Origin of the sequence: Stenotrophomonas sp. Nf1, assembly GCF_003028475.1 — a bacterium.
Classification (GTDB): domain Bacteria; phylum Pseudomonadota; class Gammaproteobacteria; order Xanthomonadales; family Xanthomonadaceae; genus Stenotrophomonas.
In genome coordinates, this window is record NZ_PYTV01000004.1 from 228806 (window position 1) to 254790 (window position 25985).

Below are 25985 nucleotides of genomic sequence, written 5' to 3' on the forward strand. Positions count from 1 at the left end.
AACCGGCTCAACCGATGAACGAGCATGTAGTGTCCGAATCCCGCCAGAAGTGGGGCGACGTTTGGAGGACAGGCATAGGTGTCGCCTGGAACAGCCTGTGGAGTCATTGGCCATCAACTTCGCAAGTAGCTCCGTGTACGCCCCGTTCGGCAGCGCCTGACAGGAGATTGGCGTCAATCTGAAGGTGGAGGCGGGTAGCGACGTCATGTGGCGCCAACGGCAGCAACATTTCAGTCGAGCGCGGCCTGACTGCTTCTTTGAGATGACGGACCTGTGGTGGTTCTTTCAGGTATGGGGCCAGTTTGGCGGAAGCATCTGCCGATGAGCTATAGAATCTTTCCGAGATGCTCGACTCAATTGCCCCTGTTGGTGATATATCCGCCATCCACATCATGGATCCTTCGAAGAACATCTCCAAAATGCGCAGGTCCACAACGGGTACGCCACCGATGGTCTCCCCGGCCCCGATAGCATGGTTCAACACGACTACAGGCAAAATTTCGGCGTTGGCCGGGATAATCACGCCCAGCTCTTTTGCTCTTCGCCTCAGCTCGTCTGGCGCTGAGCGGGCTGCATCAGCTTTCCGGGCTACTTGCGTTACCGCGTCCAGTACCTTTTCTCGATGATTGCGCCGATCCACCGGTGAGACCGGCTGAAGAAAACACTTGGCCTCCCCAATCAGAAGTGAGTTCCCAACCACAATAAGCAGATCGACTTCCTCTTTTCGACCATGAGGCGGCGAGAAATCGAAAGAAGAGCTGCAGATGGCGGACACCTCCGCGAGCGTGGATGCCTCGATCTTCGCGTGGATGGATGACCTAGCAAATTCTTCGAACGCTGTTCCCCGGACATCCAGCGGGAAGCCGATGTTCCTAAGCCAAACGTCCATAAGCCACCGGTAGTTCGGATGGATCAAAGTGTGGTAGCAGATGGCAACACTGTTGCTATCAATTTTGACCAACGGCGCAGCCCAGAGGCCTCCTGATAGTGAGTCGGGCGAATTACCCTTGGGACGCCGATAGGTCAGGAACTCAATGAGCTCATCTGCTTCATCGCCCGATATCGCAAGCCCTTCCTGTACCGCAAGGACAAGGTCAACTCTGGAAACAGGCGGAGCCATGGCGGCCCAATCGGCACGGAACACACCGTCATTCCGCTCCTTCTGCAGCTGCTGCTTCGCAGATCGCGCAGTGGACTCTGCCAGTGTTCCCAATAGAAGATAGGCCTCCAGAACGCGATTCACGTTCAACTTCAGACCCTGCGGTCCCTGCTCCACAACGATCTTCTGATAGTACTTAGGCACAATCGATCGCACCGCCCTGAAGTGCGCAGCTGTTTCTGAGCCACCCGAAGAAAAAGCCAGCTGGACGCGACCGTCAGGGCCAATGCTGCCCTCCAGTTGGCGAGTGCTCGGTAGAGCGATGTTCCCGGAAGCGATCAGGTCTTTGAACGCGAGATAGTTGATGTTGTGAGCTTGCGTGGTCGTCATGAAGTGGCGGTGATCAGCAACAACTTTCGACGCCTCCCTATCCATATCGGTCGGGCCAAAGGCGTATGTGGGTTGCGATCTAAGCTGTCGAGTGTCATTCCAGATGACGTCTAACCAGAGGTCTTCAACACAAACGTAGGCGTTGGCAATCCTGAAGTCCCGCACGATGTCATTCCACGGCAGTTCTGCTATAGGTTGAAGTGCCTCGGCGTTCAATCCGGGGCACATCCGGAGCAGTGCTTCAGCCACGTCGACCGCTACTTCGCAGACCTCATCTGCGGTGTAGGAGCCTCCTGGCAGCTCCATCTTCTGAGTGGCAATTTGATCGGTCGACAGGCCTGTGTCAGTAGTCAACTGAATCGTACTTTCTAGAGCGATCACATCCGCGAGAAGACACTCGCGATTGCAAAGCGCGACAAAAGCGTGTGTCCTGAGCCCGGGGGAAAAGTCCGTTCGTGTAATGAATGCGAGCTTCTCTCGGAGCGCCCTAAGAGATTGATGAACAGTCATACCAATGGTGACGACTTCGAGGTCATCGAGAGTACAGTCATCCTGCGTACCTCTACTCAACCACACCTCGAGATCGAACTGCCTGGTGGTCGGCCCTGCCAACAGCTTGTTTCGGACATCCTGCACAATAGCCATCTAAGCCGTAACTCCATTTCCGGTGACTCATGATACCGGCGCAGAGTGCGAGGATTTCGGGGCAGCCACCACGCCGAGTACTTTGCGATACCAGTCCATCCCTTCGATGGTTCCGGCGCTTCACTCAAAGAGCCACCACGGGTAGTGGACGGGAGCGGCCTGCGCTCGCGCTGCTCCTAGCTCGGGCATCTACTGATCGGCTGGCGAGGACAGCAAGACGCTGCGCGCGGACAGGCAGCTTCGGCTAAAAATCGGCTAAGGGAGTCTACTAGCAGCGGAGAATCGACCCCAGGCCCATAAGACTCATGGCTGCGCCATTCTGCGGCGCTTTCGTCGCTGCCTACGGAGGCGCTCTGCCTCTTCTGCGGGCTCTACAGATGCAGTATGCGGTCAGCGTAGCTGCGTTGCTGGGATCCGCAAATGAACGTCGAGGATCGAGCTTGAACCAGTTGAGGGCGTCACTTTTCAGGTAGCTCTAGTGAATCGATCATCCGATCAGAGATGGCGTACGCCCGGTGCGTGACCATCAGGCTTCGCCGCTCAGCCCCGCCAAGCAGGGTGAGCAGTAGACCAGGGGGCAGCGGCCCCTGATCCGAGCTCGCATTTGTCCCCATAGTTTGTGTAGGTGATCGCTCCCATAGTTTGTGCAATCGGCAGGAACTATGAGGACATGGCTACTACCGGCGCAGAGTTCCCTGAACGCCAGCCTTATTTATATACCAGTCAGTTCAATATTCAGGGTCGATTAGACCCCCTAACGGATAATTCACACCTGTCGACCGCCTCCTCTCTCTCCCCCTCCCGGGAGGCGGTCGACGAAACCAAAATAATTAAAGGTGTGTCCCGATGAACAAGAATTCGCTGCTCGCCCTGGGTCTTCTGGCTGCTCTGCCGTTCGCTGCATCGGCAACCGACGGCCTGTCGTACAACTATGTTGAAGGCGGCTACGTGAACACCGATGCCAAGGGCGGCGACGCCGACGGCTGGAAGGTGAAGGGTTCGGTGGCGGTGCACCCGAACTTCCACGTCTTCGGCGACTACAGCGCCCAGGAGACCGACAAGTTCAAGAATGACGTCGACCAGTGGCGCCTGGGTGTCGGCTACAACTACGGCATCGCACCGAACACCGACCTGGTGGCCCGTGTTGCGTACCAGAAGTACGACGAAAAGCGTGGCCTGGACTTCAACGGCTACTCCACTGAAGTGGGCGTGCGCACCGCGTTCAACCCGTACGTGGAAGGCTATGTGCTGGCCGGCTACGAAGATTTCAGCAAGAAGCACGGCATCAACCCGGACGGCGAGTTCTACGGCCGTGTCGGCGCCACCGCCAAGTTCAACCAGAACTGGGGCCTGAGTGGCGAAGTGAAGCTGGCCAAGGCCGGCGACCGCGAGTGGTTCGTGGGCCCGCGCTTCACCTGGTAACAAACGCCTGTCGTTAGTGCGTGTTGTGCTGGCGTGTGACTCTCTCTCTCTCTCTCCCACACGCCAACCGAAGCCCGGCCTCGCGCCGGGCTTCACTTTTTCCGGCGCCACTAGGGCATCGGTCATGCGCGGGCATACTGTCAGCCTACCGGATAGCGGATTCCGCATGCAGACCTCCCTTTGCGCTTACGTGCAGCAGGCCGATGGCAACACCGTGCAGGTGGTGCTTGTGGATACCACCGCGCAGCCGGCGCTGGGTGCGCTCGGTTTTCAGGGCGTGCCGCCGATCCTGCATGCCTGTGTCGCCGACGATGCTGCCAAGGCCCGCATGTTCGTCGCGTTGCGTGATCTGGGTGTGGCCTTCTCGGCGGGACGCGAGTGGTGCCCGGCCGAGGTGTTCGCCTGGCTGCGCGAACGCGGCCTGCTGGAAGGCGCGTACCTGCGCATCGCCTGGACGGGCCCGCAGCAGTTCCAGTTGACCCGGGCGTAGTGCGGCGCTGCTGGCAGCGGAACGAGAACCGCTCCGGCCGCGCGCAGGTGGTTCGGCTATGATCGCCCGCACATCGCCACGCGATGCGCCCGCCTCAAGCCAGCAGGAACTGCCGTGAACTCCCAGCCCGCCCCGATCACCGCCCTCAACCACACGCTCGACAACGAGCCGCAGCAGATCACTGCGCCGCTGACCCACTCGGCCGCGTTCCTGGTGCTGAGGGTGAAGGATGACGAGGCCTCGATCGCGAAGGCGCGCGAGGTGCTGGCCAGCACCGATGATCTGATCAAGAACACCGCCATCCGCGAGATCGAGCGCACCTTCACCTGCAACGTGGCCATCGGCCACCGTGTGTGGCAGCCGCTGGTGGGCACCACGCCGCCGCGCGAACTGCACCCGTTCCGCGAGATCAAGGGCGCCACCCACACCGCGGTGTCCACCCCGGGCGACCTGCTGTACCACATCCGGGCGCGCACCCTGGACCTGATCGTGGCGTTCGAGCGCAACCTGCTGATGGCCTTCGGCGATGCGGTGGAGGCGGTGGACGACGTGGCCGGGTTCCGCTATTTCGATGGGCGCGACCTGCTCGACTTCGTCGATGGCACCGCCAATCCGGAAGGGCTGTCGCTGCCGGAGGCGACGATCGTCGGCGATGAGGATCCGGACCATGCCGGCGGCAGCTACGTGGTGGTGCAGAAGTACCTGCACAACCTCGATGCCTGGCGCGCACAGAAGACCGAGGCACAGGAAGCGATCATCGGCCGCACCAAGCACGACAACATCGAACTGGACGATGCGCCGGCTGATGCGCAGAAGTCGCACAAGACGCTGTGCACCATCGAGGACGCCGACGGCGAGCATGAGATCCTGCGCGACAACATGCCGTTCGCCAACCCGGGCCGCGGCGAGTACGGCACCTACTTCATCGGCTATACGCGCCGCCTGTGGGTGATCGAGACGATGCTGGAGCGGATGTTCATCGGCAATCCGGCACCGCTGCACGACCGCATCCTCGACTTCTCCACCGCCGTGACCGGCGGAACCTTCTTCGCGCCGGCGCGCAAGGTGCTGGCCGACCTGGTCCAGTAGATCCACGCCATGCGTGGATGGATCAACCGGTTGCCCAGAACAGCCACGCATGGCGTGGCTCTACTTCATCGCCATCTGCCTGTCATCTACCGCGCCGACCATCACGTGCTGGATGCGAGTGCAGGAGGCAGGCGATGGCTGCAGCAGGACACAGGAACGGCGCACGCCGCGGGTGGCGGCCGCTGGCCGCCTTGTTCGGCGTGCTGGCATTGGGCGGTGGCAGCGCGTCCGCGCAGGAGGCACCTGCGCACTGGATGGCCTACGCCGCTGCCGTAGCTGGGCAGCTGCAGCAGCGTCTGCAACAGGAACAGGACCCGCAGGCGCAGCGTGTGCTGGCGTGGCTGCAGGCGCACCCGGACATGCCGGCACCGCTGCCGGTAAGCCTGTGGATCACCGCCGATGGGCGCATTTCGAAGCTGGCATTCGACAGCCTGGGTGACGCCCAGGTGGATGCAGATCTGCGCGCGACGCTGCAGGCCAGCCCGCTGCCGGCGCCACCGGCGGACATGCGCCAGCCGCTGCGCCTGGGCTTGGCCCTGACCCGGTAGATCCACGCCACGCGTGGATGTGCTGGGTAGATGCCGACCTTGGTCGGCACGCACGCCAACCCAGGTTGGCGACTACCGGTGAACCCCATCCACGCATGGCGTGGATCTATCGGGTTGCTGCCTGCGGTGCGCGTGCCGCCGCCTGCCACGCGCGCAGGCCGAACACGGCCAGGCCAAGGAAGAACACGTACAGCGCGGCGGTCACGTGCAGTGACTTGAACAGGTAGGCGCCCACATACACCACATCCACTGCGATCCACACCCACCAGCAGGCGGCGTGCCGGCGCGCCTGCCACCACTGCCCTACCAGGCTCAGCCCGGTCAGCAGGGCATCCAGCCACGGCAGCGCGGCGTCGGTGAAGCTGTGCATGACCGCGCCCAGCGCCAGGCCGCCACTCACGCCGATGGCCAGGTCGCGCAGCAGTTTGCCGCGCGCCAGTGGCACGATGCGGATGCTGCCTTCGTCGGCCGCATGCTGGCGCCAGTTGATCCAGCCATAGACCAGGAAGCCGCCGAAGATCACCTGCAGCAGGGTGTCCGAGTACAGTTTGGCCTCGGCGAACACCAGCCCGTACAGCGCCACCGACAGCAGGCCCACCGGCCACGCAGCGAGCTGGCGCCGGGCCATCAGCCAGACGCCCAGCACGCTGCACAGCGCGGCGGTCCACTCGAGCACGACGCCGCTCACAGCGCGAAGGTCACCGACAGGCGCGCCTGCCGCGGTGCGCCGGGGAACAGGTAGTAGTCACCGCCGCTGCTGCCGGTGTCGCGCCAGTAGAAGCGGTTGAACACGTTGTCCACCGACAGGTTCCAGGTCACCGCACGTTCGTGCAGGCGATGCTGGAAACGCAGGCCGGCATCGAACACCGAATAGTCTGGTGCACGCACGCCGCCATCGGCACGCGCGACGTTGGCACCGGCGTAGCGCCAGCCGCCAGTGACATCCAGGCCCTGCGCGAACGGCAGCGCGTAGGCTACGTGCACGCTGGCGCGCACCTTCGGCACGTTCACCAGCTGATGGCCTTCATAGGCCGGCGTGCCGGTATCGCGCGCGCGCGCCTGCAGCACGCTGGCACTGGCCACGATCTGCAGTGCGTCGGTCAGCTGGCCATTGGCGGTCAGCTCCAGCCCGGTGTGGGTCTGGGTGCCCTGCTCGACGAAGGTGTAGCCGACGTCGCTGTTGTCGGGCTGGGCGTACTGGTAGGGCTGCGAAATGCGGAACAGCGCCGCGCCCAGGGTCAGTGCTTCGACCGGCACGTACTTCACGCCTACTTCCAGCTGCCGCGACTGCACCGACGGCAGGAAGGTATCGGCGTTGCTGGTCCAGAACGGCGCTTCCTGGCCCAGCGAAATGCCGCGTACGTAGCTGGCGTAGGCGTTGAGCTGATCGGTAGCCTTCCACACCAGCGCGGTCTGCGGCAGGAAGCGCGACAGGCGGCTGTGGCGCTGCGGGGTGCCGCGCTTGTCGTAGGCACGCTCGTCCAGGCGCACGAAGCGGCCGCCGGCCAGCCACTGCCAGTCATCGCCGAAGCTCATCCGGTCCAGCGCGAAGAACGCGGTCTGGCGGCTGTCCAGGCGCCGTGCGGACGGGCCGGGCATCTTCGGCGACGGCTCGAACACCGGCACCGGCGCTTGGTGGATGTTGCTGGTGCCGACGTACTCGTTGACGCTGGGGCGCTTGTCCACGGTGCGGCGGAAGTAGTCGGCGCCGATGGTCAGCTGGTGGCCGATGCTGCCGGTCTCGAAGCGGCCGCGCAGTTCGGCGCGTGCCTGCTGGTTGCGGCGGGTATCGTCCGGGCTGCGATAGTCGTAGATGTCGTAGTCGCCGTTGGGCGCGAAGTAGTTGCCGGGCACGCTGCCATCGGCGCACTGCACGGCGTAGTAGCAGCCGTAGGCGAAGGCGACGTTGTCATCGATCACCGAGCGGCTGTGGCCAACCGACACGCGCGACTGCCAGGCGTCATTGAAATCGTAGGTGTGCAGCGCGGTGATATTGGTGCTGGCGATATCCACCGGGCGCTGCCACGGCTGGTAGCCCAACAGGTGTTCACGGTCGACGCCGCGTGGCAGGTCGCGTGCGCCCAGCAGCTGGTAGCCCGACACCGAACGCTGCGAGCTGGTCTGGTAGTTGGCATCCACCTCCAGCTTGCCGCGTTCGCCGATCAGCCAGTCGGCGGCCAGCGAGTAGAAGTTGCGGCGGCCATCGGCGTGCTCGACATAGGAGTTGCTGGAATCCCACGCAGCGTTCAGGCGCAGGCCGAAGCGCGGGGTGATCCAGTGGCCGACATCGACGGCGACGTAGCGCGAGCCTTCCGAATCGGTGCCGAGCGTGGCGGTGCGCACTTCGGCCGGGCGCTTGCCGATGTAGTTGATGATGCCGCCCGGCGCCATCACACCGGCGGCCAGGCCAGCCTCACCCTTGAGGATTTCCACCGCCTGCACGTTCTCCAATGCCAGGCGCTGCTCGCCGGCGATGGACAGGCCGTTGAAGCGGTAGCCGGTGGCCGCGTCCAGCGCGAAGCCGCGGATGGCGATGTTCTGGTAGTAGCCCACCGGCGCATACGCATCGCCCAGCGAGGCATCGTTGCTGGCCAGCTCGGACAGCGTGCGCACCTGGCGACGGTCGAGGTAATCGCGCTCGAGCACGTTCACCGAGGCCGGCGTGTCTTTCCAGCTGCCACCCCCGAAGGCGTTGACGCGCGAGGTATCGGTCTTCGGTTTGCCGGCCTGCACGCGCACCGCCGCCAGTTCGGTCGGCGAGCGTTCGGCGCCGGTGGCAGCCGCATCGGGGGAGGCATCGGCCTCGCTGGCATGCAGCGGCAGCGCAGTACAGAGGGCGAGGGCGAGCAGGGTGGGGCGCAGGCAGCGGTTCATTCGATTCGTCTTCGGACAACAAGGGAGACGAAGCGACGGCGCGCAGGTGCACCGGCCCGGAACGGGGGTGTGGCTGCGGCTCAAAGCTCCCTACGCCGGTGCAAACCGGATCAGGTTCCAAGGGACTCTCTCAGCCTGGCAGATCCAGGCACCCCCGCTTCAGATGACCATTTCACTACAAATGGTACGGATTTGCGAGCGCCGCCCGGGGTCAGATCCCTTTCCACTGGAAAGGGCTTTGACCCCCCAACCGGGAGAACTCATCGACGCATGGCGTCGATCTACCGGGGCGCGGGCAGGCCGACGCCGGGGTCGGATCCCTTTCCGCAGGAAAGGGCTCTGACCCCCCAACCGGGAGATCTCATCGACGCATGGCGTCGATCTACCGGGGCGCGGGCAGGCCGATGCCGGGGTCGGATCCCTTTCTGCAGGAAAGGGCTCTGACCCCAATGATGCGTCCCCGGCGGTGCGCCAACCAGGTCACGCGGCGGCGCGCAGCGCCTGCAGCAATGCCTGCCCGGGCGCGCTGTGGAACCACGCCGGATGCCCCAGCATGAAGGGCTGCCAGGCCACGTCGGCATTCGCGGTGGAGCCGGTGACGCCTTCGAAATACTCCACTTCGGACAGTGCGAAGTCGAAATGGACCATCGGCAGCAGGTCAGCCAGCAGCTGCACGCGCGTGGCCGACAGCGGCAGCACCTGCCGATAGCCCTCGAGCAAGGCCAGCGCGATATCAATGCGCACCGCCTCCCTGCCGCGCTCCAGTTCCAGCCACGCCACCGCATTGCGTTCGATGGCGGTGGCAAGGTCGAACAGTGCGCTGGTGGGTGAGGCCAGGCCGAAATCCAGCACGGTGCTGACCTGGCCATCGCGCCACAGCAGATTGGACACGTGCCAGTCGTTGTGTGCCCACAGCCGCGGTTCGTCGCGCAGGCGCTCGGCCAGGCCCGCATGCCAGGGCAATACGTCACGGCGCAGCTGCGCTTCCCAGGGGATGCGCGCGAGATAGCGGGCCAGCCCCGGGCGTGCAGGCAGGTCGGCCTTGATCGCTGCGATCGGATCGTCGGCGCGGATCAGATCGTCGCGCGCCACCAGCAGGTGGGTGCTGCGCTGGGGTGCGTCGTAGCTGGCCGCAGCGCGGTGCAGCTGCGCGAGAGCGCGACCGGCTTCGCGGGCCTGTGCGACGTCGGTCAGCAGCGACCACGACACCGCATCGCGGTACAGGTCCTCGCCCACTCCCAGCGCGTGCAGTTCAAAGGTCCATTGACCGTGCTCGACGGCAGTGCGGCCATCGGCCGAGGCCAGCACCTGCACCACCGGCACGCCACCGGCGGCGAGATGGGTGATGAAGCGGTGCTCTTCTTCCAGGCAGGACGCACTGCGCACGCTGTGGTGGTGGCGCTTGATGAACACCGGGCCATGCGGTCCGTCAACGATGGCGGCGGCCGACAGCGGGCGTGGGCTGTGCCAGCGCGGCACGCTGCGCTCGCCCAGCGGCGGGTAACGGGCGCTCAGCCATGCGATGTCAGCGGCGTTGATCGGTGGCCAGTCGGCGGCAACCTCGTCGTTGTTGAGGCCCTGCACGCGGTGGGAAGAAGAAGTCATGCCGCAGCCCATGAGGGAAGTCACATCCAAGGCTGCGCATTCAACGCGATGCCCGCCGGCAACGCAAACGGGCGGGTCATGGACCCGCCCGTCGTCAGGCGATCAGCCGCCGTGCCGCAGGGTGTGCTTACCAGCCGCGATGACGGCCACGGTCGTGGTAGTAGCGGTTGTCGTAGTAGCGCTCGCGCTGCCAGCGACGGTCGTCACCCCGGTCGTAATAGCCGCTGCGGTAATAGCCACGGTCGTAGCGGCGGTCGTAGCGGTTGTCGTAGTAACGCCGGTCGCGGCGGTCGGAGGTGGTCAGGTTGCCGATCGCGCCGCCGGCCACGGCACCGCCGACGGTTGCGGCCGGGTCGCCATTGGACAGCAGGTTGCCGGCCACGCCACCGACCACGGCACCGACCAGGGTGCGCTTGTCCTTCCTCGACATCGCGCTGGCATCGCTGACCACGGCCACGCCGGCAACCAGTGCCAGGGCCATCGCCAGACCACGGAAGCTGAGTGCGGAAGTACTGAGCATGTTCGGTTCTCCTGTGAGGTGCATGCCACGCGGGGCAGGGAGGGCGGGGGCGCCCCGGCTGCCGTGGAGACCACGCTGACGTTCCCACATTGCCGGAACATTGCCTGGCCGACCGAGCGGCGTGCGCATTCATCTAGCGTCAGGCGCCATGAAGGCGGCCTGAAAGTTCCTCCACCCGATGGCCGGTGTTCAGATTTTTCCGTCGCGCAGGTAGTCGAACAACTCGGCATCGCCCTTCAGCCCCAGCTTGAGCATGGCATCGCCCTTCTGACGGCTGATGGTGCTGACGCTCTTGTGCAGCTGCAACGAGATTTCCTTGACGGTCATGCCGGTGCCCAGCAGCCGCAGTACTTCCACCTCGCGTGGTGACAGCGGCTTGCCATCGCCTTCGCGCATGCGCCAGCTGCCGGCGGTCTCAACCCGCTCGCGCAGGCTGCGGCTGATGTAGGTCTGCCCGCGGTAGACGGCCTGGATGGCCTGCGGCAGCTCGTCCATCGACGAGCTCTTGTCGACCAGGCCGAGCACGCCGCTGTCGAGCACCATGCGCAGGATCGCCAGATTGTTGGAGACGCTGAGCATGAGCACCGGCAGATCCGGATGGCGGCGACGGATCATTCCGATCATGGCAAAGCCGTCGGCCTGCGGGCTGCCCGGCATGGAGTAGTCGGTGACCAGCAGGTCGCAGGGTTGGCTGCCCAGCATGGCCATCAGCGCCTGCGCGCTGTCAGCCTCGCCGACCACGCGGCCGACCCCGCTCGACTCGATGACGGCGCGGGTACCGATACGGACCACCGGGTGGTCGTCTGCGATGATGATGCGCAAGCTCATGCTCTAGTATGGCCATCGGGCACGCCGGACCGCGACCTTCGCGGATCCTGGCAGGATTCTGGGAGATCGACGCAGATGGGTAGGTGGGCTGTTCGTGGGCTGCTCCTGCTGCTGGCCATGCTGGTGGTGCCCGGTGCGCTGGCACAGGGGGCGTCTGGTCTGCTGCCACTGAGCCCGGTGCAGCGCCAGTACCTGGCGGCGCATCCGACCCTCGTCGTGGGGCAGTATGACAGCGGTTGGCCGCCCTTCGAATCCCTGCGCGACGGCCAGCAGGTCGGCCTGGGGCCGGAGTACCTGGCGCTGCTCGCCGGTCAGCTTGGCGTGAAGGTTGAAGGTCGTCGCTATCCGGACTGGCCTTCCGTGCTGGATGCGGCCTGCCGTGGCGAGATCGACGTAGTGATGAATGTCGGTCTCAGCGCCGACCGCACCCGCTGCATGGTCTATACCGCCGCCTACGGCGAAGCGCCGCTGGCGGTGGTTGGCCGCCCCGGTGACCTGCGTGCCTCCGAGGCGCCGGACCTGGACGGGCTGCGGGTGGTGATCGAGCAGGATTTCCTGACCGCCCCGCAGGTGCGGGCACGCTTCCCTCGCGCTCGTCAGCTTGTCGCAATCAACACGCTGACGGCCTTGCAGATGGTCAGAGACGACAAAGCCGATGTCTATATCGGCAATGCTTTCGTCGCCACCGAGTTGATCGCCAGCCAGCGCCTGCAGGGCGTGGTGCTGCTGCGGCCCAGCGATCTGCCCCCCGAGCGGCTGCATTTCGGGGTGCCCAACAGCAAGCAACCCCTGGCCGAAGCGCTGGATATGGCCCTGGCCGCGACCAGCCAGGCCCAGCGCGATGCACTGGAGCAGCGCTGGTTGATGCCGCCGAAGTGGTCGGCGTCGGCCCAGCTGGCATTGAGCCAGGCCGAGAAGCGGGTGCTGCAGCAACCGCTGAAGATCGGCTTCGCGCCGAACGCGGCGCCGCTGTCGTTCACCGGCGAGGATGGCCAGCCCAGTGGCCTGGCGGGCGAGTACCTGCGCCGGTTGATGCAGGCCGGGGCCAACCTGAAGACCGAAAGCAGCCACGACTGGTACGAAGTGCGTGAAAAGGCCCGTCGCGGTGAACTGCAGGCGGTGATGGGCATCCCTTCGGACTCGCGCTACCTGGGACCGGAGTGGGTGTTCAGCCAACCCTTCATCAGCGTGCCGAACGTGATCGTGACCCGCAGCGATGGCGGGGTCGTGCTGGGCCTGGCCGATCTGCAGGGCAAGCGGGTGCTGCTGTCCGACCCGGAGCGCGTGCGCGGCTATGTGCTGCAGCAGGCGCCGCGGGCCCGCATCATCGCCGCGCGCAGTGCCGAACAGGCCCTGCAGCGCCTGCTCGATGGCGAGGCCGACGCCTATATCGGCAACCTGGCGCTGGTGGACCACCTGCTGCGCGATCGCTTCCCGGGGCGGCTGCAGGTGGCCGCGCCCGCCGGTTTCAATGACCAGCTGGTGCTGGCGGTCGAACGCCGCCATGCGGCGCTGGCCACCACCTTCGACCGCCTGCTGCTGCAGATGACCCCTGGCAGCCGGGAGGCACTGCGCAGCACCTGGCTGGCCGTGGAATACCGCAGCGGCGTCGACTGGAGCCAACTGTTGAGCTGGGGCATACCGCTGCTGCTGGTGCTGCTGACCGCGTTGCTGGTGCACGGGATCGGCTACTGGCGCCTGCGCCGCGAGGTGGCCGGGCGGCGCCAGCTGGAACAGCGCCTGGCCGAGGTCACCGACAACCTGCCGGCGGTCGTCTACCAGGCGCGCCGAAGTGCCGATGGCATTCTGTCGTTCCCGTTCATCGCAGGCGATCTGCAGGCGCTGTTCGGCATCTCCCGGCAGCAGGCCGAGCAGGACGCGCGGGCGTTGCTGGCCTGTATCGAGGAGGACGACCGCGGCGGGATCGTGCGTGCGATCGAGCAGGCCGCGCGCCAGTTCGCGCCGCTGACGCTCGAGTTCCGCCTGTGCGGCGACGACGATCCACCGCGCTGGGTACGCAGCCACGCCCATCCCTATGCCACCGAGGAAGGCGCGGTGACCTGGAGCGGATACTGGGTGGACGTGAGCGAGGCACGCCTGCAGGCCGATGCGCTGGCGGCGGCCAAGGCCGAGGCCGAGCAGGCCGCCGAGACCAAATCGCGCTTCCTGGCCACCATGAGCCACGAGATCCGCACGCCCATGAGTGGCGTGCTGGGCATGCTGGAGGTGCTGGCGCATTCGCCATTGGATGCCGAACAGCAGCGCATCCTGGGGGTGATCGATGATTCTGCACAGATGCTGCGGCAGATCCTCGACGACATTCTCGACTACTCACGGCTGGAAGCCGGGGCGCTGCGCCTGGAGCCGGTGCCGCAACCGCTGCGGCCGCTGCTGGAGAGCGTGTGCCGGTTGCTCTCCGCGCAGGCCAGCGCACGTGGCCTGGCGCTGCAGGTGCAGATCGATCCGCAGTTGGCGGCGGCGCACGAAGTGGACGGTGTGCGGCTGCGCCAGATCGTGTTCAACCTGCTCAGCAACGCCATCAAGTTCACCACGCAGGGCGAAGTACGCCTGCAGCTGGATGTGCTGGGGCCGACCTCGGACGAAGGCGTGCAACCGCTGTGCCTGAGCGTGACCGATACCGGCATGGGCATTGCGCCGGAGCAGCTGCAGCACCTGTTCGAGCCGTTCACCCAGGTCGGTGTCTATATCCAGCGCGACCACGGGGGGACCGGCCTGGGCCTGAGTATCTGCCAGCGCCTGGTGCAGATGATGGAGGGCGAACTGACCCTGCAAAGCGCGCTGGGTGAAGGCACGCGCGCTGAAGTGCGGGTATCGCTGGTGGAAGCCGGCAGCGAGGATGCCGCCGCGCTGGTGGCCGAGCAGGACCAGGCCGCGCTGCTGCCGGCCGCGCTGCGCCAGGCACGGGTGCTGGTGATCGAGGACCACCCGACCAACCAGGCAATGATGGCCTGGCGCCTGCAGCAGCTGGGCGTACCCTATGTGCTGGAGGGTGATGGCCAGCAGGCGCTGGACCGGTTGCTCACAGAGTCGTTCGATCTGGTGATCACCGATTGCCGGATGCCGGTTCTGGACGGATTCGGCTTCACCCGGCTGCTGCGCGAACGTGAGGGCCGCAATGGCCAGCCACGGCTGACGGTGCTGGCCTTGACCGCCAGCGTGCTCGACGACGATGCGCGGCGTTGCCGTGAGGCGGGCATGGACGCGGTGCTGGCCAAGCCGTTGACGCTGGCAGCGCTGCGCGCGGCGTTGCTGCGCTGGCTGCCGCAGGCCCAGGGACAGCGACGGGCCCAGCCACAGGCGTTCGCTGCGCCGCTGCAGGAGTGTGCCGACGACAGCGCGGTGATGCCCGACCTGGCGGCGCTGGAGCGGCAGTTCGGCTCACGCGCGGTGGCCGAGCAGCTGCGCGACAGCCTGCTGCAGGCCAGCGAAAGTGATCTGGGCGCCGTGCTGCATGCGGTGCAGAGCGGCGACCCCGCAACGGCGGCCTTGCACCTGCATCGCCAGGCCGGTGGCCTGGGCGCGGTGGGTGCGGCGGCGCTGGCCAGCGAAGCCGGCGTGCTGGTCGAACGCCTGCACGCCGCCGGTGGATCCGATCCGGCGGAGCTGTTCGCGGCGGTCGAGGCCTTCGTGGCACGGCTGCGGCAACAGCTGCAACGCCTGGCTCACTGAGCGGGCAGCTGCTGCAGGTAGGCAATCACCAGCGCGCGGCGTTCGGCACTGGGAAAGGCGTTGTACATGCGGGTGCCGGGTACCACATGGGTGGGCGATTGCAGGAAGGCATCCAGGGTCTGCGCGGTCCAGGTGATGTCAGCGCGGCGCATGCCGTCCGAATAGCCGTAGTCGGGCAGGCTGCCGGCGCGACGGCCGATCACCCCGTGCAGGTTGGGGCCGAAGCGATGGATGCCGCCGGGTTGGACGGTATGGCAGCCGGCACACAGTTCGAACGCGCGCTGCATGGCCTGCTGGCGCGCCTGCTGCGGCGTGGCCGGCACGGCCGGTGGACGCTGGCAGGCGGTGCCGGCCAGGGCCAGGGCCATCACGATCAGGGCAGGGAGCACGCGCATGGGCGGGCAGGATAGCGGTCTGCTGGAACGGCTGGGCTGCGACATGCGGTCGCAGCCCATGACAGTCACATGCCCGAGTAGTTCGGGCCGCCGCCGCCCTGCGGGGTCACCCAGACGATGTTCTGGGTCGGGTCCTTGATGTCGCAGGTCTTGCAGTGCACGCAGTTCTGCGCGTTGATCTGCAGGCGCGCGTTGTCGGCTTCGCCGACGAACTCGTACACGCCGGCCGGGCAGTAGCGGGCTTCCGGGCCAGCGTACTCGGCCAGGTTCACCTTCACCGGAATGCTCGGATCCTTCAGCGTCAGGTGGCTGGGCTGGTTCTCGTCGTGGTTGGTGCTGCTCAGGAACACCGAACTGAGGCGATCGAAAGTCAACACACCGTCCGGCTTCGGGTAGGTGATGCGGGTGTGCTGGGCCGCCGGCTCCAGGCAGGCATGGTCCGGCTGGGTGCGGTGCAGGGTCCACGGCGGGTTGCGAACACCCAGCTTGGGCAGCAGCCACTGCTCCACGCCGGTCATCAGCGTGGCCACGGTCTGGCCCTTCTTGAACCACTGCTTGAAGTTCTTGGCCTGCTGCAGTTCGGTGAACAGCCAGCTGGCTTCGAAGGCCTTCGGGTAGGCGCTCAGCTCATCGTGCTGGCGGTCGGCGGCGAGCGCATCGAAGGCGGCGTCGGCGCACAGCATGCCGGTCTTGATCGCCGCGTGGCTGCCCTTGATGCGGCTGGCGTTGAGGTAGCCGGCCTCGCAGCCGACCAGCGCGCCACCGGGGAACACCGTCTTCGGCAGCGACAGCAGGCCACCGGCGGTGATGGCGCGGGCGCCGTAGCCGATGCGGGTACCGCCTTCCAGGTGCTTGCGGATGTCCGGATGGGTCTTGAAGCGCTGGAATTCCTCGAACGGGCTCAGCCACGGATTTTTGTAGTCCAGGCCGACCACGTAGCCGATGGCGACCTTGCCGCCGTCGGCGTGGTACAGGAACGCGCCGCCGTAGGTGTCGCTGTCCAGCGGCCAGCCGGCGGCATGCACCACCAGGCCCGGCTCATGCTTGGCCGGGTCGATCTGCCACAGTTCCTTGATGCCGATGCCGTAGGCCTGCGGGTCCTTGCCTTCGTCCAGCTTGTAGCGGGCGATCAGCTGGCGGCCGAGGTGGCCGCGCGCGCCTTCGGCAAAGATCGTGTACTTGGCCTGCAGCGCCATGCCGCGCTCGAAGGCCGGGCCGATGCTGCCGTCCTTCTCGATGCCCATGTCGCCGGTGGCCACGCCGATCACTTCACCGTTGTCGCCATACAGCACTTCGGCGGCGGCGAAGCCCGGGAAGATCGCCACTTCCAGCGCCTCGGCCTGCTGCGCCAGCCAGCGGGTCACTTCACCCAGGCTGATGATGTAGTTGCCTTCGTTGTGGAAGCACTCCGGCAGCAGCGCGTTGGGCGTGCTGCGCGAACCGGTCTCGCTGAGGAACAGGAATTCGTCGCGGGTGACCTTCTGCTTCAGCGGTGCGCCACGCTCGGCCCAGTCCGGGAACAGTTCGGTCAGCGCGCGCGGGTCCATCACCGCACCGGACAGCACGTGCGCGCCCGGCTCGGAACCCTTCTCCAGCACACACACCGACAGTTCGCGGCCGGTCTCGATCGCGCGCTGGCGCAGGCGGATCGCGGTGGCCAGGCCGGCAGGACCGGCGCCGACGATCACCACGTCGAATTCCATTACTTCACGCGGGGGCAGGGCGTTGGCTTCAGCGCTCATCGATTGCATGACTCGTGGGTAGGGCCGGCATCGGGGCCACCGGCGGTGCCTGGGAATCGCGCGTGCGGCCACGGGCGAAACGGTTGTTTGAATGTGTCAGGGTACCGGGACGCGCCGGATCCAGCTAGATCGCCGATGTTCACATCATGATTGCTGCAGTGCAGCGTACGCGGCTTCGGTAGTCGCCAACCTTGGTTGGCGTGAGCAGAAGCACCTGTGCCGACCAAGGTCGGCCTCTACCGGCACACCAACGCTGCCCGGATGACCGACAATGGCCGGGTCCTGACTGCGTGTGAGTGCCATGGCTTTGCATCCGTACGATCTGTTCGATGTCCGTTCCCTGCTCAACGAGGAAGAGCGCGCGGTGCAGGAGAGCGTGGCCCGCTTCACCAACGAACGCGTGCTGCCGATCATCGGCGATGCCTTCGACCAGGCGCGGTTCCCGTCCGAACTGGTCCCGGAGATCGCCGCGCTGGGCCTGCTTGGCGCGACCCTGCCGGCGCAGTACGGCGGCGGCGACCTGGGTGCGGTCAGCTACGGCCTGATCTGCCAGGAGCTGGAACGCGGCGACTCGGGCCTGCGCAGTTTCGTCTCCGTGCAGAGCTCGCTGTGCATGTACCCGATCTACGCTTACGGCAGCGAGGAACAGCGTCAGCAGTGGCTGCCGGCGATGGCACGCGGCGAGCTGATCGGCTGTTTCGGCCTGACCGAGGCGCACGGCGGTTCCGATCCGGCCAGCATGAAGACCCGCGCGGTGCGCGATGGCAGTGATTGGCGCATCAGCGGCAGCAAGATGTGGATCACCAGCGGCCCGGTGGCCGACCTGGCCATTGTCTGGGCCCAGACCGAGGATGGCATCCAGGGCTTCGTGCTGGAAAAGGGCATGGCCGGTTTCACCACCCAGGAAATCAAGCACAAGATGAGCCTGCGCGCCTCGTTGACCGGCGCCCTGTTCTTCGACGATGTGCGCGTGCCCGACAGCCACCGCCTGCCGAATGTGAAGGGCCTGAAGGGACCGCTGGGCTGCCTGACCCAGGCCCGTTATGGCATCAGCTGGGGCCCGATCGGTGCGGCCATTGCCTGCCTGGATGAAGCGCTGGGCTACGCCAAGGAACGCGTGTTGTTCGGTCGTCCGCTGGCGGCCACCCAGAGCGCACAGATCAAGCTGGCCGAGATGGCCCGCCGCATCACCACCGCGCAGCTGCTGGCGTTGCAGCTGGGGCGGTTGAAGGAAGCCGGCCAGCTGCAGCCGCAGCAGGTCAGCCTGGCCAAGTGGAACAACTGCCGCATGGCCATCGACATCGCCCGCGAGTGTCGCGATCTACTCGGTGGCGCCGGCATCACCACCGAGCATGTGGCGATCCGGCATGCGCTGAACCTGGAATCGGTGATTACCTATGAAGGCACCGAGACCGTGCACCAGTTGGTGATCGGGCGTGAGCTGACCGGGATCAACGCGTTCTGACCGTCATCCACGCATGGCGTGGATCTACCGGGTAGGTGCCAACCTTGGTTGGCACATTCCTTCCGCGCGCGGCCCTGCATCCGTGCGGACCAAGGTCCGCACCTACCAGAAGCGGTGCTGGTAGGTGCCAACCTTGGTTGGCACATTCTTTCCGCGCGCGGGCATGCTTCCGTGCGGACCAAGGTCCGCACCCACCAAGGGCGGTCCGCACCCACCACAAGCGGTCTGCGGCGTCATGCGCCGCCGGCAAACCCATGCTGGCGCCAGGCCTCGTACATCACCACGGCCACGGTGTTGGACAGATTGAGGCTGCGGTTGTCCGGCCGCATCGGCAGGCGCAGGCGGCGTCCATCGGGCAGGGCGTCAAGCACATCCTGCGGCAGGCCACGGCTTTCCGGGCCGAACAGGAACGCATCGCCATCTTCAAAGGCCACGCTGTCATAGCGGACGCTGGCACGCGTGCTCAGGGCAAACAACCGCTTCGGTGCGATCCGTGCCAACGCGGTGTCCAGGTCGGGGTGCACCTGCAGGCGCGAATACTCGTGGTAGTCCAGCCCGGCGCGCTTGAGCTGCTTGTCTTCCAGTGCGAAGCCGAGCGGCTCGACCAGGTGCAGCTGCGCGCCGGTGTTGGCGCAGAGCCGGATCACATTGCCCGTGTTGGGCGGGATTTCCGGTTGGAACAGGATCACGTGGAACTGGGGCGCGGCATTCATCGGCGCAGTGTACCTGCGACGGCGGCCGCCTTTACGGCGCACGCCCTGCGCGAGGCAGGGCGGCACCGCTTACGGGCGCAGCAGGACCTGGGCGGTTTCGGTGGCCAGGGCCTGCAGATCGGCGGCGCTCGGGCGCACCTGCAGGGCCGGCAGGTTGACGATCACCGAGTGGGCGACGTTGGTGGCGGCGGCAGCCAGGGTGTCGGCATAGCGCTGGGCTTCCTGCTCGGCGGCCAGGGCGACGCGCTGTTCCAGGCTGGGGCGCACTTCCACCGAGGCCAGGGTGGTGATCGGCATCGCGGCGGCAACCGGGGCGGCGACGTAGCCGTTGCGCTCGGCCAGCTGGTCGGCGCTCGGACGCACTTCCACGGTGGCCAGGGTCGGGATGCCGCTGGCGCGTTCCCAGGCCTGCTGGGCCAGCTGGTCGGCGGCCGGGCGGACCTGCACGGTGTCCAGGGTCTTGATGGATTCGGAGGCCTGCACCGACGAAACAACCGCGGTGCCGGCGATCAGGGCGATGGCGATGGCAATGGTCTTGGCGTTCATGACGGGGCCTGTTTAGTGTTGGTGAGCAGTGGTGTGGTAGTAAGGTAGTACACCGATTCTGGGCTTGCAAGGAAAATTTTCGATTTCCTGCATCTGTTCAGTCTTCAGTCAGCTTTCGTCTGAAGCCCTTCCTGGCGCAGGAAGTACCAAGCAATCCCCGTGCCAACTTTTAATCATTGATTTACAAGGGATTTTGTCGGCCTGGAAAGTGTCCGCTGGGCGGACACCTGTCCATTCGATGCGCGGCGGACACTGTCCGGACGCCGCCTGCGGGTGCATGTGACCGCCTTTACCCGGCCGCAAAGGGCGCGCGGATGGCGCAGAGGGGCAAACACCCCCAGTGACTGCCGACCGATTCCTGCCACTGCGCGCGCAGGCTAGGATCGGGGTTCACCTATGTGACCAAGGATCTGGATATGTCTTTCGCCGTTCGCCCGCGTGCTGCACTGCTGGCCGTCGCCCTCAGCACCGCCCTGGGCACGCTTGCGCCCACCTCTGCGCTGGCCGCCAAGCCCGCGGCTCCGGCCAAGGTCGACATTCCGTATGAGCAGTTCACCCTGCCCAACGGTCTGCGCGTGATCGTGCATACCGATCGCAAGGCGCCGATCGTGGCGGTCAACGTCTGGTACCACGTCGGCAGCAAGGACGAACCGGCCGGCCGCACCGGCTTTGCGCACCTGTTCGAGCACCTGATGTTCCAGGGCAGCGAAAACCACAGCGGCGAATTCTTCGAACCCTTCAAGCAGGTCGGTGCCACCAACCAGAACGGCACCACCAACACCGACCGCACCAACTACTTCGAGAACGTGCCGACCACCGCGCTGGACATGGCGTTGTGGATGGAATCGGACCGCATGGGCCATCTGGTCGGTGCGATCGACCAGGCCGCGCTGGATGAGCAGCGTGGCGTGGTGCAGAACGAGAAGCGCCAGGGCGAGAACCAGCCGTATGGCCAGGCCTGGGACCAGCTCACCAAGGCCCTGTACCCGGTGGGCCATCCGTACCACCACGGCGTGATCGGCTCGATGAACGATCTCAACGCCGCGTCGCTGGACGACGTCAAAACCTGGTTCCGCACCTGGTACGGCCCGAACAACGCGGTGCTGGTGCTGGCCGGCGACATCGACCTGGCCACCGCCAAGGAAAAGGTCGCCCGCTACTTCGGCAGCATCCCGGCCGGCCCGAGCATGGCGCAGCCGGCGGTGAACGTGGCCAAGCGCAGCGCCGATACGCGCGAGACGATGACCGACAAGGTGCCGCAGGCACGCATCTACCGCGCCTGGAACGTGCCGCAGGTTGGCACCACCGACATCGACCAGCTGCAGCTGTTCGCACAGGTGCTGGGCGGTGCCAAGTCCTCGCGCCTGAGCCAGCGCCTGCAGCACCAGGACAAGCTGGTGGACAGCATCGGCTCGGGCCTGTCGTCGTCGCAGCTGGGCTCCAACTTCCTGATCGTGGCCACGGTCAAGCAGGGCCAGGACCCGGCCAAGGTCGAAAAGATCATCGATGAGGAACTGGACCGGCTGATCAAGCAGGGCCCGACCGCCGCCGAACTGGAGCGCGCCAAGACCGGCGCCCGCGCCGGCTTCATCCGCGGCATCGAACGCATCGGTGGCTTCGGCGGCAAGGCCGACGCGCTGGCCGAGTGCGCGGTGTTCACCGGTGATCCGGGCTGCTTCCGCACCTCGCTGGCCAACATCGAGAAGACCACCGCCGCCGACCTCACCCGCCTCGGTGCGCAGTGGCTGGACAAGGGCAGCCACACCCTGGTGATCGCACCGGGTGAGCGCGTGGCGCTGAAGGAAGAACCGAGCCAGGCGCCGAAGCCGTTCACGGTGCCGGCGGTGGATCCGAAGTACAGCACCCTGCCCGACCAGGTCGACCGCAAGGCGGGCGTGCCGCAGACGCGCGAGTTCCCGCAGCTGAAGTTCCCGGCGCTGCAGCGCGCCACGCTGAAGAACGGCACCCAGGTGATCCTGGCCGAGCGCCATGAGATTCCGGTGGTGCAGTTCAGCTACCAGTTCCCGGGTGGCTTCAGCGCCGACCAGGGCCGCAAGCCGGGCACCGCCAACTTCACCATGAGCCTGATGACCGAAGGCGCCGGCAAGCTGGGGTCGCTGGCCTTCGCCGATGCGGCCGACGCGCTGGGTGCCAGCCTCGATGCCTCGGCCGGGCTGGATTCGATGAGCGTGGATCTGTCGGCCCTGAAGGAGAACCTGGCGCCGTCGCTGGCGCTGTACCGCGACCTGCTGCGCGAGCCGCGCTTCGAACAGGGTGAGATCGACCGCGTGCGCGCCACCTGGATCGCCGGCATCCAGCAGGAGAAGGTCAACCCGGGTGCGGTGGCGATGCGCGTGCTGCCGCCGCTGCTGTACGGCAAGGGCCATCCGTACGCCATTCCGTTCACCGGCAGCGGTGATGAAGCCGCCATCAGCGGCCTGACCCGCGAGGATCTGGTCGACTTCCACCACGACTGGCTGCGCCCGCAGAACGGCACCCTGATCGTCGTAGGTGACACCACGCTGGCCGAGATCGTGCCGCTGCTGGACAAGCAGCTGGGTGACTGGAAGGCCGCCGGCGATGCGCCGCAGGTGAAGGCGGCCACCGATGTGGCGCTGCCCAAGGGCCCGCGCGTGTTCCTGATCGACCAGCCGGGTGCGGTGCAGGCCAATCTGTTCGCCGGCCAGGTGGTGCCGCCGTCCAGCGCCGCCAGTTCGACCCGCTTCGACATCGCCAACGGTGTGATCGGTGGTGACTTCACCTCGCGCCTGAACATGAACCTGCGCGAGGACAAGCACTGGTCCTACGGCGCGCGCAGCAGCGCGACCAGCTCGGTGGGCCAGCGCCCGTGGATGGCCAGCGCGCCGGTGCAGATCGACAAGACCGGCCCGGCGATGGCGGAAATGCGCAAGGAGATCGCCGCGTTCGCCGATGGCAGCAAGCCGGCCACTGCCGACGAGGTCAACCGCATCCGCAACATCCAGACCCTGAGCCTGCCCGGTGCCTACGAGACCGCCAGTGCGGTGGCCGCGACCATCGGCTCGATCGTGCAGTTCAAGCGCCCGGACGATTACGTGCTGCGTCGCAAGGCCGAGATCGAGGCGATGACCCCGGCGCAGGTGCAGCAGGCCGCCGCCGAGATCAAGCCGCAGGCGCTGACCTGGGTGGTGGTGGGTGACCTGAAGCAGACCGAAGCGGCGGTGCGCGCGCTGAACCTGGGCGAGGTGACCGTGATCGATGCCGAAGGCAACCCGGTGAAGAAGTAAGGCAGGCTTGGCCCGGTAGTGCCGGCCGCTGGCCGGCAACCCGGTGACCCGACGGCGGGGTCAGATCCCCCTGCGGGGGATCCGACCCCTCTGCCGACCCCGGCCCCGGCTACCCCCGATTCAGGCTGTTCAGGCAGAATCCCCTCAACCCCTTCCAGGATCTGCCCATGCGCATTCTGCTGCTGTCCTCCCTGCTGCTTACCGTCACCGCCTGTACCTGGGTGCCGATCGAACCGGCCGGCAAGGCGACCCGCGTGCTGCCGGCAGGGCCGGTTCCGTCCGGCTGCATCGCCAAGGGCGAGGTGGTGGTGTCGGTGAAGAGCAAGGTCGGCTTCTACAACCGCAACCCGCTGCGCGTGCAGGAAGAGCTGGAAACGCTGGCCCGCAACGAGGCCCCCAGTGCCGGTGCCAACGCCGTGCAGGCCGCTGCCGCCCCGGCCGACGGCAGCCAGCGCTTTGCCGCGTTCCAGTGCCCGCCGCGCTGAACGCTTCACCATACGGGCAAGGCTGAATTCGTAAAGATGCGGTGAAAGCCCGGGGGTTATAGAATAGCGCCCCCTTTGCCTGAGCCTTGGCGCTAACCTCGATGCTCTTCAAGAATGTCTCGATCGCCGGCCTGGCACACGTCGACGCGCCGCATACGCTGACGACCAAGGAAATCAACGAACGCCTGCAGCCGACGCTGGATCGCCTGGGCATCCGCACCGACGTGCTTGGCGATATCGCCGGCGTGCACGCGCGCCGCCTGTGGGACAACGGCGTGCTGGCCTCGGACGCGGCCACCATGGCCGGCCGCAAGGCGCTGGAAGATGCCGGCATCGAAGCGACCCAGGTTGGCCTGCTGGTCAATACCTCGGTCAGCCGTGACTACCTGGAGCCGTCGACCGCGTCGATCGTGTCCGGCAACCTCGGCGTCAGCGACGAGTGCATGACCTTCGACGTCGCCAATGCCTGCCTGGCCTTCATCAACGGCATGGATATCGCCGCGCGCATGATCGAGCGCGGTGATATCGACTATGCGCTGGTGGTGGACGGCGAGACCGCCAACCTGGTGTACGAGAAGACCCTGGAGCGGATGACCGCCCCGGACGTGTCCGCCGATGATTTCCGCAATGAGCTGGCGGCGCTGACCACCGGTTCGGGTGCCGCGGCCATGGTGATGGCGCGCTCGGAACTGGTGCCCGATGCGCCGCGCTACAAGGGTGGCGTGACCCGCTCGGCCACCGAGTGGAACCAGCTGTGCCTGGGCAACCTGGACCGCATGGTCACCGACACCCGCCTGCTGCTGATCGAAGGCATCAAGCTGGCACAGAAGACCTTCGCCGCTGCCAAGATTGCACTCGGCTGGGCAGTGGAAGAACTGGACCAGTTCGTCATCCACCAGGTCAGCCAGCCGCACACCGCCGCGTTCATCAAGAACTTCGGCATCGACCCGAAGAAGGTGATGACCATCTTCGGCGAGCACGGCAACATCGGCCCGGCCTCGGTGCCGATCGTGCTGAGCAAGCTCAAGCAGCTGGGCAAGCTGAAGAAGGGCGATCGCATCGCGCTTCTGGGCATCGGCTCGGGCCTGAACTGCTCGATGGCTGAAGTGGTCTGGTAAACAGCCTGCTGCACGATCTCCTGTAGAGCCGAGCCCTGCTCGGCTCACGCGCGCAGCGCGGCTCTTCAGCAGCGGACGAGAAAGCAGCCGAGCATGGCTCGGCTCTACAGTGCGCCGCGACTCTCCTTAGGTGCTCCGCATGCGCGATCTTCCCGGTTACCCCGCCCACCCGCAGCGTTTCGAGGTTCGTCCCGGCCTGTCGATGAGCTATCTCGACGAAGGCCCGCGCGACGGCGAGGTGGTGGTGATGGTGCACGGCAACCCGTCGTGGAGCTATTACTGGCGCACGCTGGTGGCCGGCCTGTCGGACCGGTACCGCTGCATCGTGCCGGACCATATCGGCATGGGCCTGTCGGACAAGCCCGACGACCGCCGCTACGAGTACACCCTGCAGTCGCGCGTGGATGATCTGGATGCACTGCTCAAGCACCTGGGCATCACCGGCCCGGTGACCCTGGCCGTGCACGACTGGGGCGGCATGATCGGCTTCGGCTGGGCGCTGTCGCACCACGCGCAGGTCAAGCGCCTGGTGGTGCTCAACACGGCCGCCTTCCCGATGCCGGCGGCGAAGAAGATGCCGTGGCAGATCGCGCTGGGTCGCCACTGGAAGATCGGTGAGTGGATCATCCGCACCTTCAACGCGTTCTCCTCCGGTGCCTCGTGGTTGGGCGTGGAGCGGAAGATGCCGGCCGACGTGCGTCGCGCCTACGTGTCGCCGTACAACAGCTATGCCAACCGCATCAGCACCATCCGCTTCATGCAGGACATTCCACTGTCGCCGGCCGACAAGGCGTGGTCGCTGCTGGAACGCGCCGGCAAGGCGCTGCCGTCGTTCGCCGACCGCCCGGCCTTCCTCGGCTGGGGCCTGCGCGACTTCGTGTTCGACCACCATTTTCTGAAGGGCTTCCAGGCCGCGCTGCCGCAGGCCCAGGTGCATGCCTTCGAGGACGCCGGCCATTACGTGCTGGAAGACAAGCACGAAGTGCTGGTGCCGGAAATCCGCGCGTTCCTGGACAAGAACCCGATCTGAGGGGGCGTGCCGACCAACGGTCGGC

The 25985-nt window shown here is 66.2% G+C and carries 20 protein-coding genes and 1 riboswitch; of the genes, 10 read left to right on the forward strand and 10 right to left on the reverse strand.

Annotation, left to right across the window (positions count from 1 at the left end):
* Nucleotides 1–103: 103 nt before the first annotated feature.
* Nucleotides 104–2134, reverse strand: a complete 2031-nt coding sequence (locus C9412_RS09720) for a hypothetical protein (RefSeq protein ID WP_107231425.1) — start codon at nt 2132–2134, stop codon at nt 104–106.
* Nucleotides 2135–2980: 846 nt separating this feature from the next.
* On the opposite strand from C9412_RS09720, the gene C9412_RS09725 reads away from it, so the two are divergent.
* The 4 genes from C9412_RS09725 (at nt 2981) to C9412_RS09740 (ending at nt 5683) form a co-directional block, all read left to right on the forward strand.
* Nucleotides 2981–3556 (forward strand): Ax21 family protein, encoded by a 576-nt coding sequence (locus C9412_RS09725; RefSeq protein WP_057496450.1) that lies wholly within the window; start codon nt 2981–2983, stop codon nt 3554–3556.
* A 166-nt stretch (nt 3557–3722) separates the two neighbouring features.
* Nucleotides 3723–4046: a hypothetical protein gene (locus tag C9412_RS09730; protein WP_107231426.1), complete on the forward strand. Its 324-nt coding sequence runs from the start codon at nt 3723–3725 to the stop codon at nt 4044–4046.
* Nucleotides 4047–4160: 114 nt separating this feature from the next.
* Nucleotides 4161–5135 (forward strand): Dyp-type peroxidase, encoded by a 975-nt coding sequence (locus C9412_RS09735; protein ID WP_107231427.1) that lies wholly within the window; start codon nt 4161–4163, stop codon nt 5133–5135.
* Nucleotides 5136–5269: 134 nt separating this feature from the next.
* Entirely contained in the window at nt 5270–5683 is a 414-nt protein-coding gene (locus tag C9412_RS09740) for a TonB C-terminal domain-containing protein (protein ID WP_107231428.1), read from the forward strand.
* Between the two features lie 106 nt (nt 5684–5789).
* Here the strand turns inward: C9412_RS09740 and pnuC are convergent, their stop codons facing one another.
* The 5 genes from pnuC to C9412_RS09765 all read right to left on the reverse strand — a co-directional run bounded on the left by pnuC (nt 5790) and on the right by C9412_RS09765 (nt 11510).
* Complete coding sequence (pnuC, locus tag C9412_RS09745) at nt 5790–6359, reverse strand: nicotinamide riboside transporter PnuC (protein ID WP_107231566.1); 570 nt, start codon at nt 6357–6359, stop codon at nt 5790–5792.
* An 8-nt stretch (nt 6360–6367) separates the two neighbouring features.
* Nucleotides 6368–8557: a TonB-dependent siderophore receptor gene (locus C9412_RS09750; RefSeq protein ID WP_107231429.1), complete on the reverse strand. Its 2190-nt coding sequence runs from the start codon at nt 8555–8557 to the stop codon at nt 6368–6370.
* 70 nt (nt 8558–8627) lie between these two features.
* Nucleotides 8628–8723: riboswitch (TPP riboswitch) on the reverse strand.
* A gap of 314 nt (nt 8724–9037) precedes the next feature.
* Entirely contained in the window at nt 9038–10162 is a 1125-nt protein-coding gene (locus C9412_RS09755; RefSeq protein WP_107231567.1) for a phosphotransferase, read from the reverse strand.
* Nucleotides 10163–10289: 127 nt separating this feature from the next.
* A complete protein-coding gene (locus C9412_RS09760) occupies nt 10290–10682 on the reverse strand; it encodes a glycine zipper 2TM domain-containing protein (RefSeq protein WP_057496459.1) in 393 nt (130 codons plus the stop codon).
* Nucleotides 10683–10871: 189 nt separating this feature from the next.
* Nucleotides 10872–11510: a response regulator transcription factor gene (locus C9412_RS09765; RefSeq protein ID WP_057496460.1), complete on the reverse strand. Its 639-nt coding sequence runs from the start codon at nt 11508–11510 to the stop codon at nt 10872–10874.
* A 75-nt stretch (nt 11511–11585) separates the two neighbouring features.
* Here C9412_RS09765 and C9412_RS09770 point away from each other — a divergent pair, with 75 nt between their 5' ends.
* The gene (locus C9412_RS09770; RefSeq protein ID WP_107231430.1) at nt 11586–15200 is read left to right on the forward strand and encodes a transporter substrate-binding domain-containing protein; all 3615 of its coding nucleotides are present in this window, start codon (nt 11586–11588) and stop codon (nt 15198–15200) included.
* Here the strand turns inward: C9412_RS09770 and C9412_RS09775 are convergent.
* The gene (locus C9412_RS09775) at nt 15194–15595 is read right to left on the reverse strand and encodes a c-type cytochrome (RefSeq protein ID WP_107231431.1); all 402 of its coding nucleotides are present in this window, start codon (nt 15593–15595) and stop codon (nt 15194–15196) included. The two genes, C9412_RS09770 and C9412_RS09775, sit on opposite strands and share 7 nt — an antisense overlap.
* A 65-nt stretch (nt 15596–15660) precedes the next feature.
* Nucleotides 15661–17337, reverse strand: a complete 1677-nt coding sequence (locus C9412_RS09780) for an electron transfer flavoprotein-ubiquinone oxidoreductase (protein WP_107231432.1) — start codon at nt 17335–17337, stop codon at nt 15661–15663.
* Nucleotides 17338–17638: 301 nt separating this feature from the next.
* Here C9412_RS09780 and C9412_RS09785 point away from each other — a divergent pair, with 301 nt between their 5' ends.
* Nucleotides 17639–18802: an acyl-CoA dehydrogenase family protein gene (locus C9412_RS09785; protein ID WP_107231433.1), complete on the forward strand. Its 1164-nt coding sequence runs from the start codon at nt 17639–17641 to the stop codon at nt 18800–18802.
* Nucleotides 18803–19035: 233 nt separating this feature from the next.
* Here the strand turns inward: C9412_RS09785 and C9412_RS09790 are convergent, their stop codons facing one another.
* Both C9412_RS09790 and C9412_RS09795 read right to left on the reverse strand, forming a co-directional pair.
* Entirely contained in the window at nt 19036–19515 is a 480-nt protein-coding gene (locus tag C9412_RS09790; protein WP_005407625.1) for a tRNA (cytidine(34)-2'-O)-methyltransferase, read from the reverse strand.
* Between the two features lie 69 nt (nt 19516–19584).
* A complete protein-coding gene (locus C9412_RS09795; RefSeq protein WP_107231434.1) occupies nt 19585–20061 on the reverse strand; it encodes a hypothetical protein in 477 nt (158 codons plus the stop codon).
* 416 nt (nt 20062–20477) lie between these two features.
* Between C9412_RS09795 and C9412_RS09800 the strand changes: the two genes are divergently transcribed.
* The 4 genes from C9412_RS09800 (at nt 20478) to C9412_RS09815 (ending at nt 25960) form a co-directional block, all read left to right on the forward strand.
* Nucleotides 20478–23327: a pitrilysin family protein gene (locus tag C9412_RS09800; protein WP_107231435.1), complete on the forward strand. Its 2850-nt coding sequence runs from the start codon at nt 20478–20480 to the stop codon at nt 23325–23327.
* 167 nt (nt 23328–23494) lie between these two features.
* Entirely contained in the window at nt 23495–23812 is a 318-nt protein-coding gene (locus C9412_RS09805; RefSeq protein ID WP_107231436.1) for a DUF4156 domain-containing protein, read from the forward strand.
* Between the two features lie 101 nt (nt 23813–23913).
* On the forward strand, nt 23914–24930 hold the full coding sequence (locus C9412_RS09810; protein WP_057496978.1) for a 3-oxoacyl-ACP synthase III: 1017 nt from the start codon (nt 23914–23916) through the stop codon (nt 24928–24930).
* A gap of 139 nt (nt 24931–25069) precedes the next feature.
* On the forward strand, nt 25070–25960 hold the full coding sequence (locus C9412_RS09815; protein WP_107231437.1) for an alpha/beta fold hydrolase: 891 nt from the start codon (nt 25070–25072) through the stop codon (nt 25958–25960).
* Nucleotides 25961–25985: the final 25 nt, after the last annotated feature.

Bases quoted from the DNA above. Each gene is read 5' to 3' on its own strand.
- C9412_RS09720 (WP_107231425.1), bottom strand. From the start codon at position 2,134: ATGGCTATTGTGCAGGATGTCCGAAACAAGCTGTTGGCAGGGCCGACC.
- C9412_RS09725 (WP_057496450.1), top strand. From the start codon at position 2,981: ATGAACAAGAATTCGCTGCTCGCCCTGGGTCTTCTGGCTGCTCTGCCG.
- C9412_RS09730 (WP_107231426.1), top strand. From the start codon at position 3,723: ATGCAGACCTCCCTTTGCGCTTACGTGCAGCAGGCCGATGGCAACACC.
- C9412_RS09740 (WP_107231428.1), top strand. From the start codon at position 5,270: ATGGCTGCAGCAGGACACAGGAACGGCGCACGCCGCGGGTGGCGGCCG.
- C9412_RS09750 (WP_107231429.1), bottom strand. From the start codon at position 8,557: ATGAACCGCTGCCTGCGCCCCACCCTGCTCGCCCTCGCCCTCTGTACT.
- C9412_RS09755 (WP_107231567.1), bottom strand. From the start codon at position 10,162: ATGACTTCTTCTTCCCACCGCGTGCAGGGCCTCAACAACGACGAGGTT.
- C9412_RS09760 (WP_057496459.1), bottom strand. From the start codon at position 10,682: ATGCTCAGTACTTCCGCACTCAGCTTCCGTGGTCTGGCGATGGCCCTG.
- C9412_RS09765 (WP_057496460.1), bottom strand. From the start codon at position 11,510: ATGAGCTTGCGCATCATCATCGCAGACGACCACCCGGTGGTCCGTATC.
- C9412_RS09770 (WP_107231430.1), top strand. From the start codon at position 11,586: ATGGGTAGGTGGGCTGTTCGTGGGCTGCTCCTGCTGCTGGCCATGCTG.
- C9412_RS09775 (WP_107231431.1), bottom strand. From the start codon at position 15,595: ATGCGCGTGCTCCCTGCCCTGATCGTGATGGCCCTGGCCCTGGCCGGC.
- C9412_RS09780 (WP_107231432.1), bottom strand. From the start codon at position 17,337: ATGAGCGCTGAAGCCAACGCCCTGCCCCCGCGTGAAGTAATGGAATTC.
- C9412_RS09785 (WP_107231433.1), top strand. From the start codon at position 17,639: ATGGCTTTGCATCCGTACGATCTGTTCGATGTCCGTTCCCTGCTCAAC.
- C9412_RS09790 (WP_005407625.1), bottom strand. From the start codon at position 19,515: ATGAATGCCGCGCCCCAGTTCCACGTGATCCTGTTCCAACCGGAAATC.
- C9412_RS09795 (WP_107231434.1), bottom strand. From the start codon at position 20,061: ATGAACGCCAAGACCATTGCCATCGCCATCGCCCTGATCGCCGGCACC.
- C9412_RS09800 (WP_107231435.1), top strand. From the start codon at position 20,478: ATGTCTTTCGCCGTTCGCCCGCGTGCTGCACTGCTGGCCGTCGCCCTC.
- C9412_RS09805 (WP_107231436.1), top strand. From the start codon at position 23,495: ATGCGCATTCTGCTGCTGTCCTCCCTGCTGCTTACCGTCACCGCCTGT.
- C9412_RS09810 (WP_057496978.1), top strand. From the start codon at position 23,914: ATGCTCTTCAAGAATGTCTCGATCGCCGGCCTGGCACACGTCGACGCG.
- C9412_RS09815 (WP_107231437.1), top strand. From the start codon at position 25,070: ATGCGCGATCTTCCCGGTTACCCCGCCCACCCGCAGCGTTTCGAGGTT.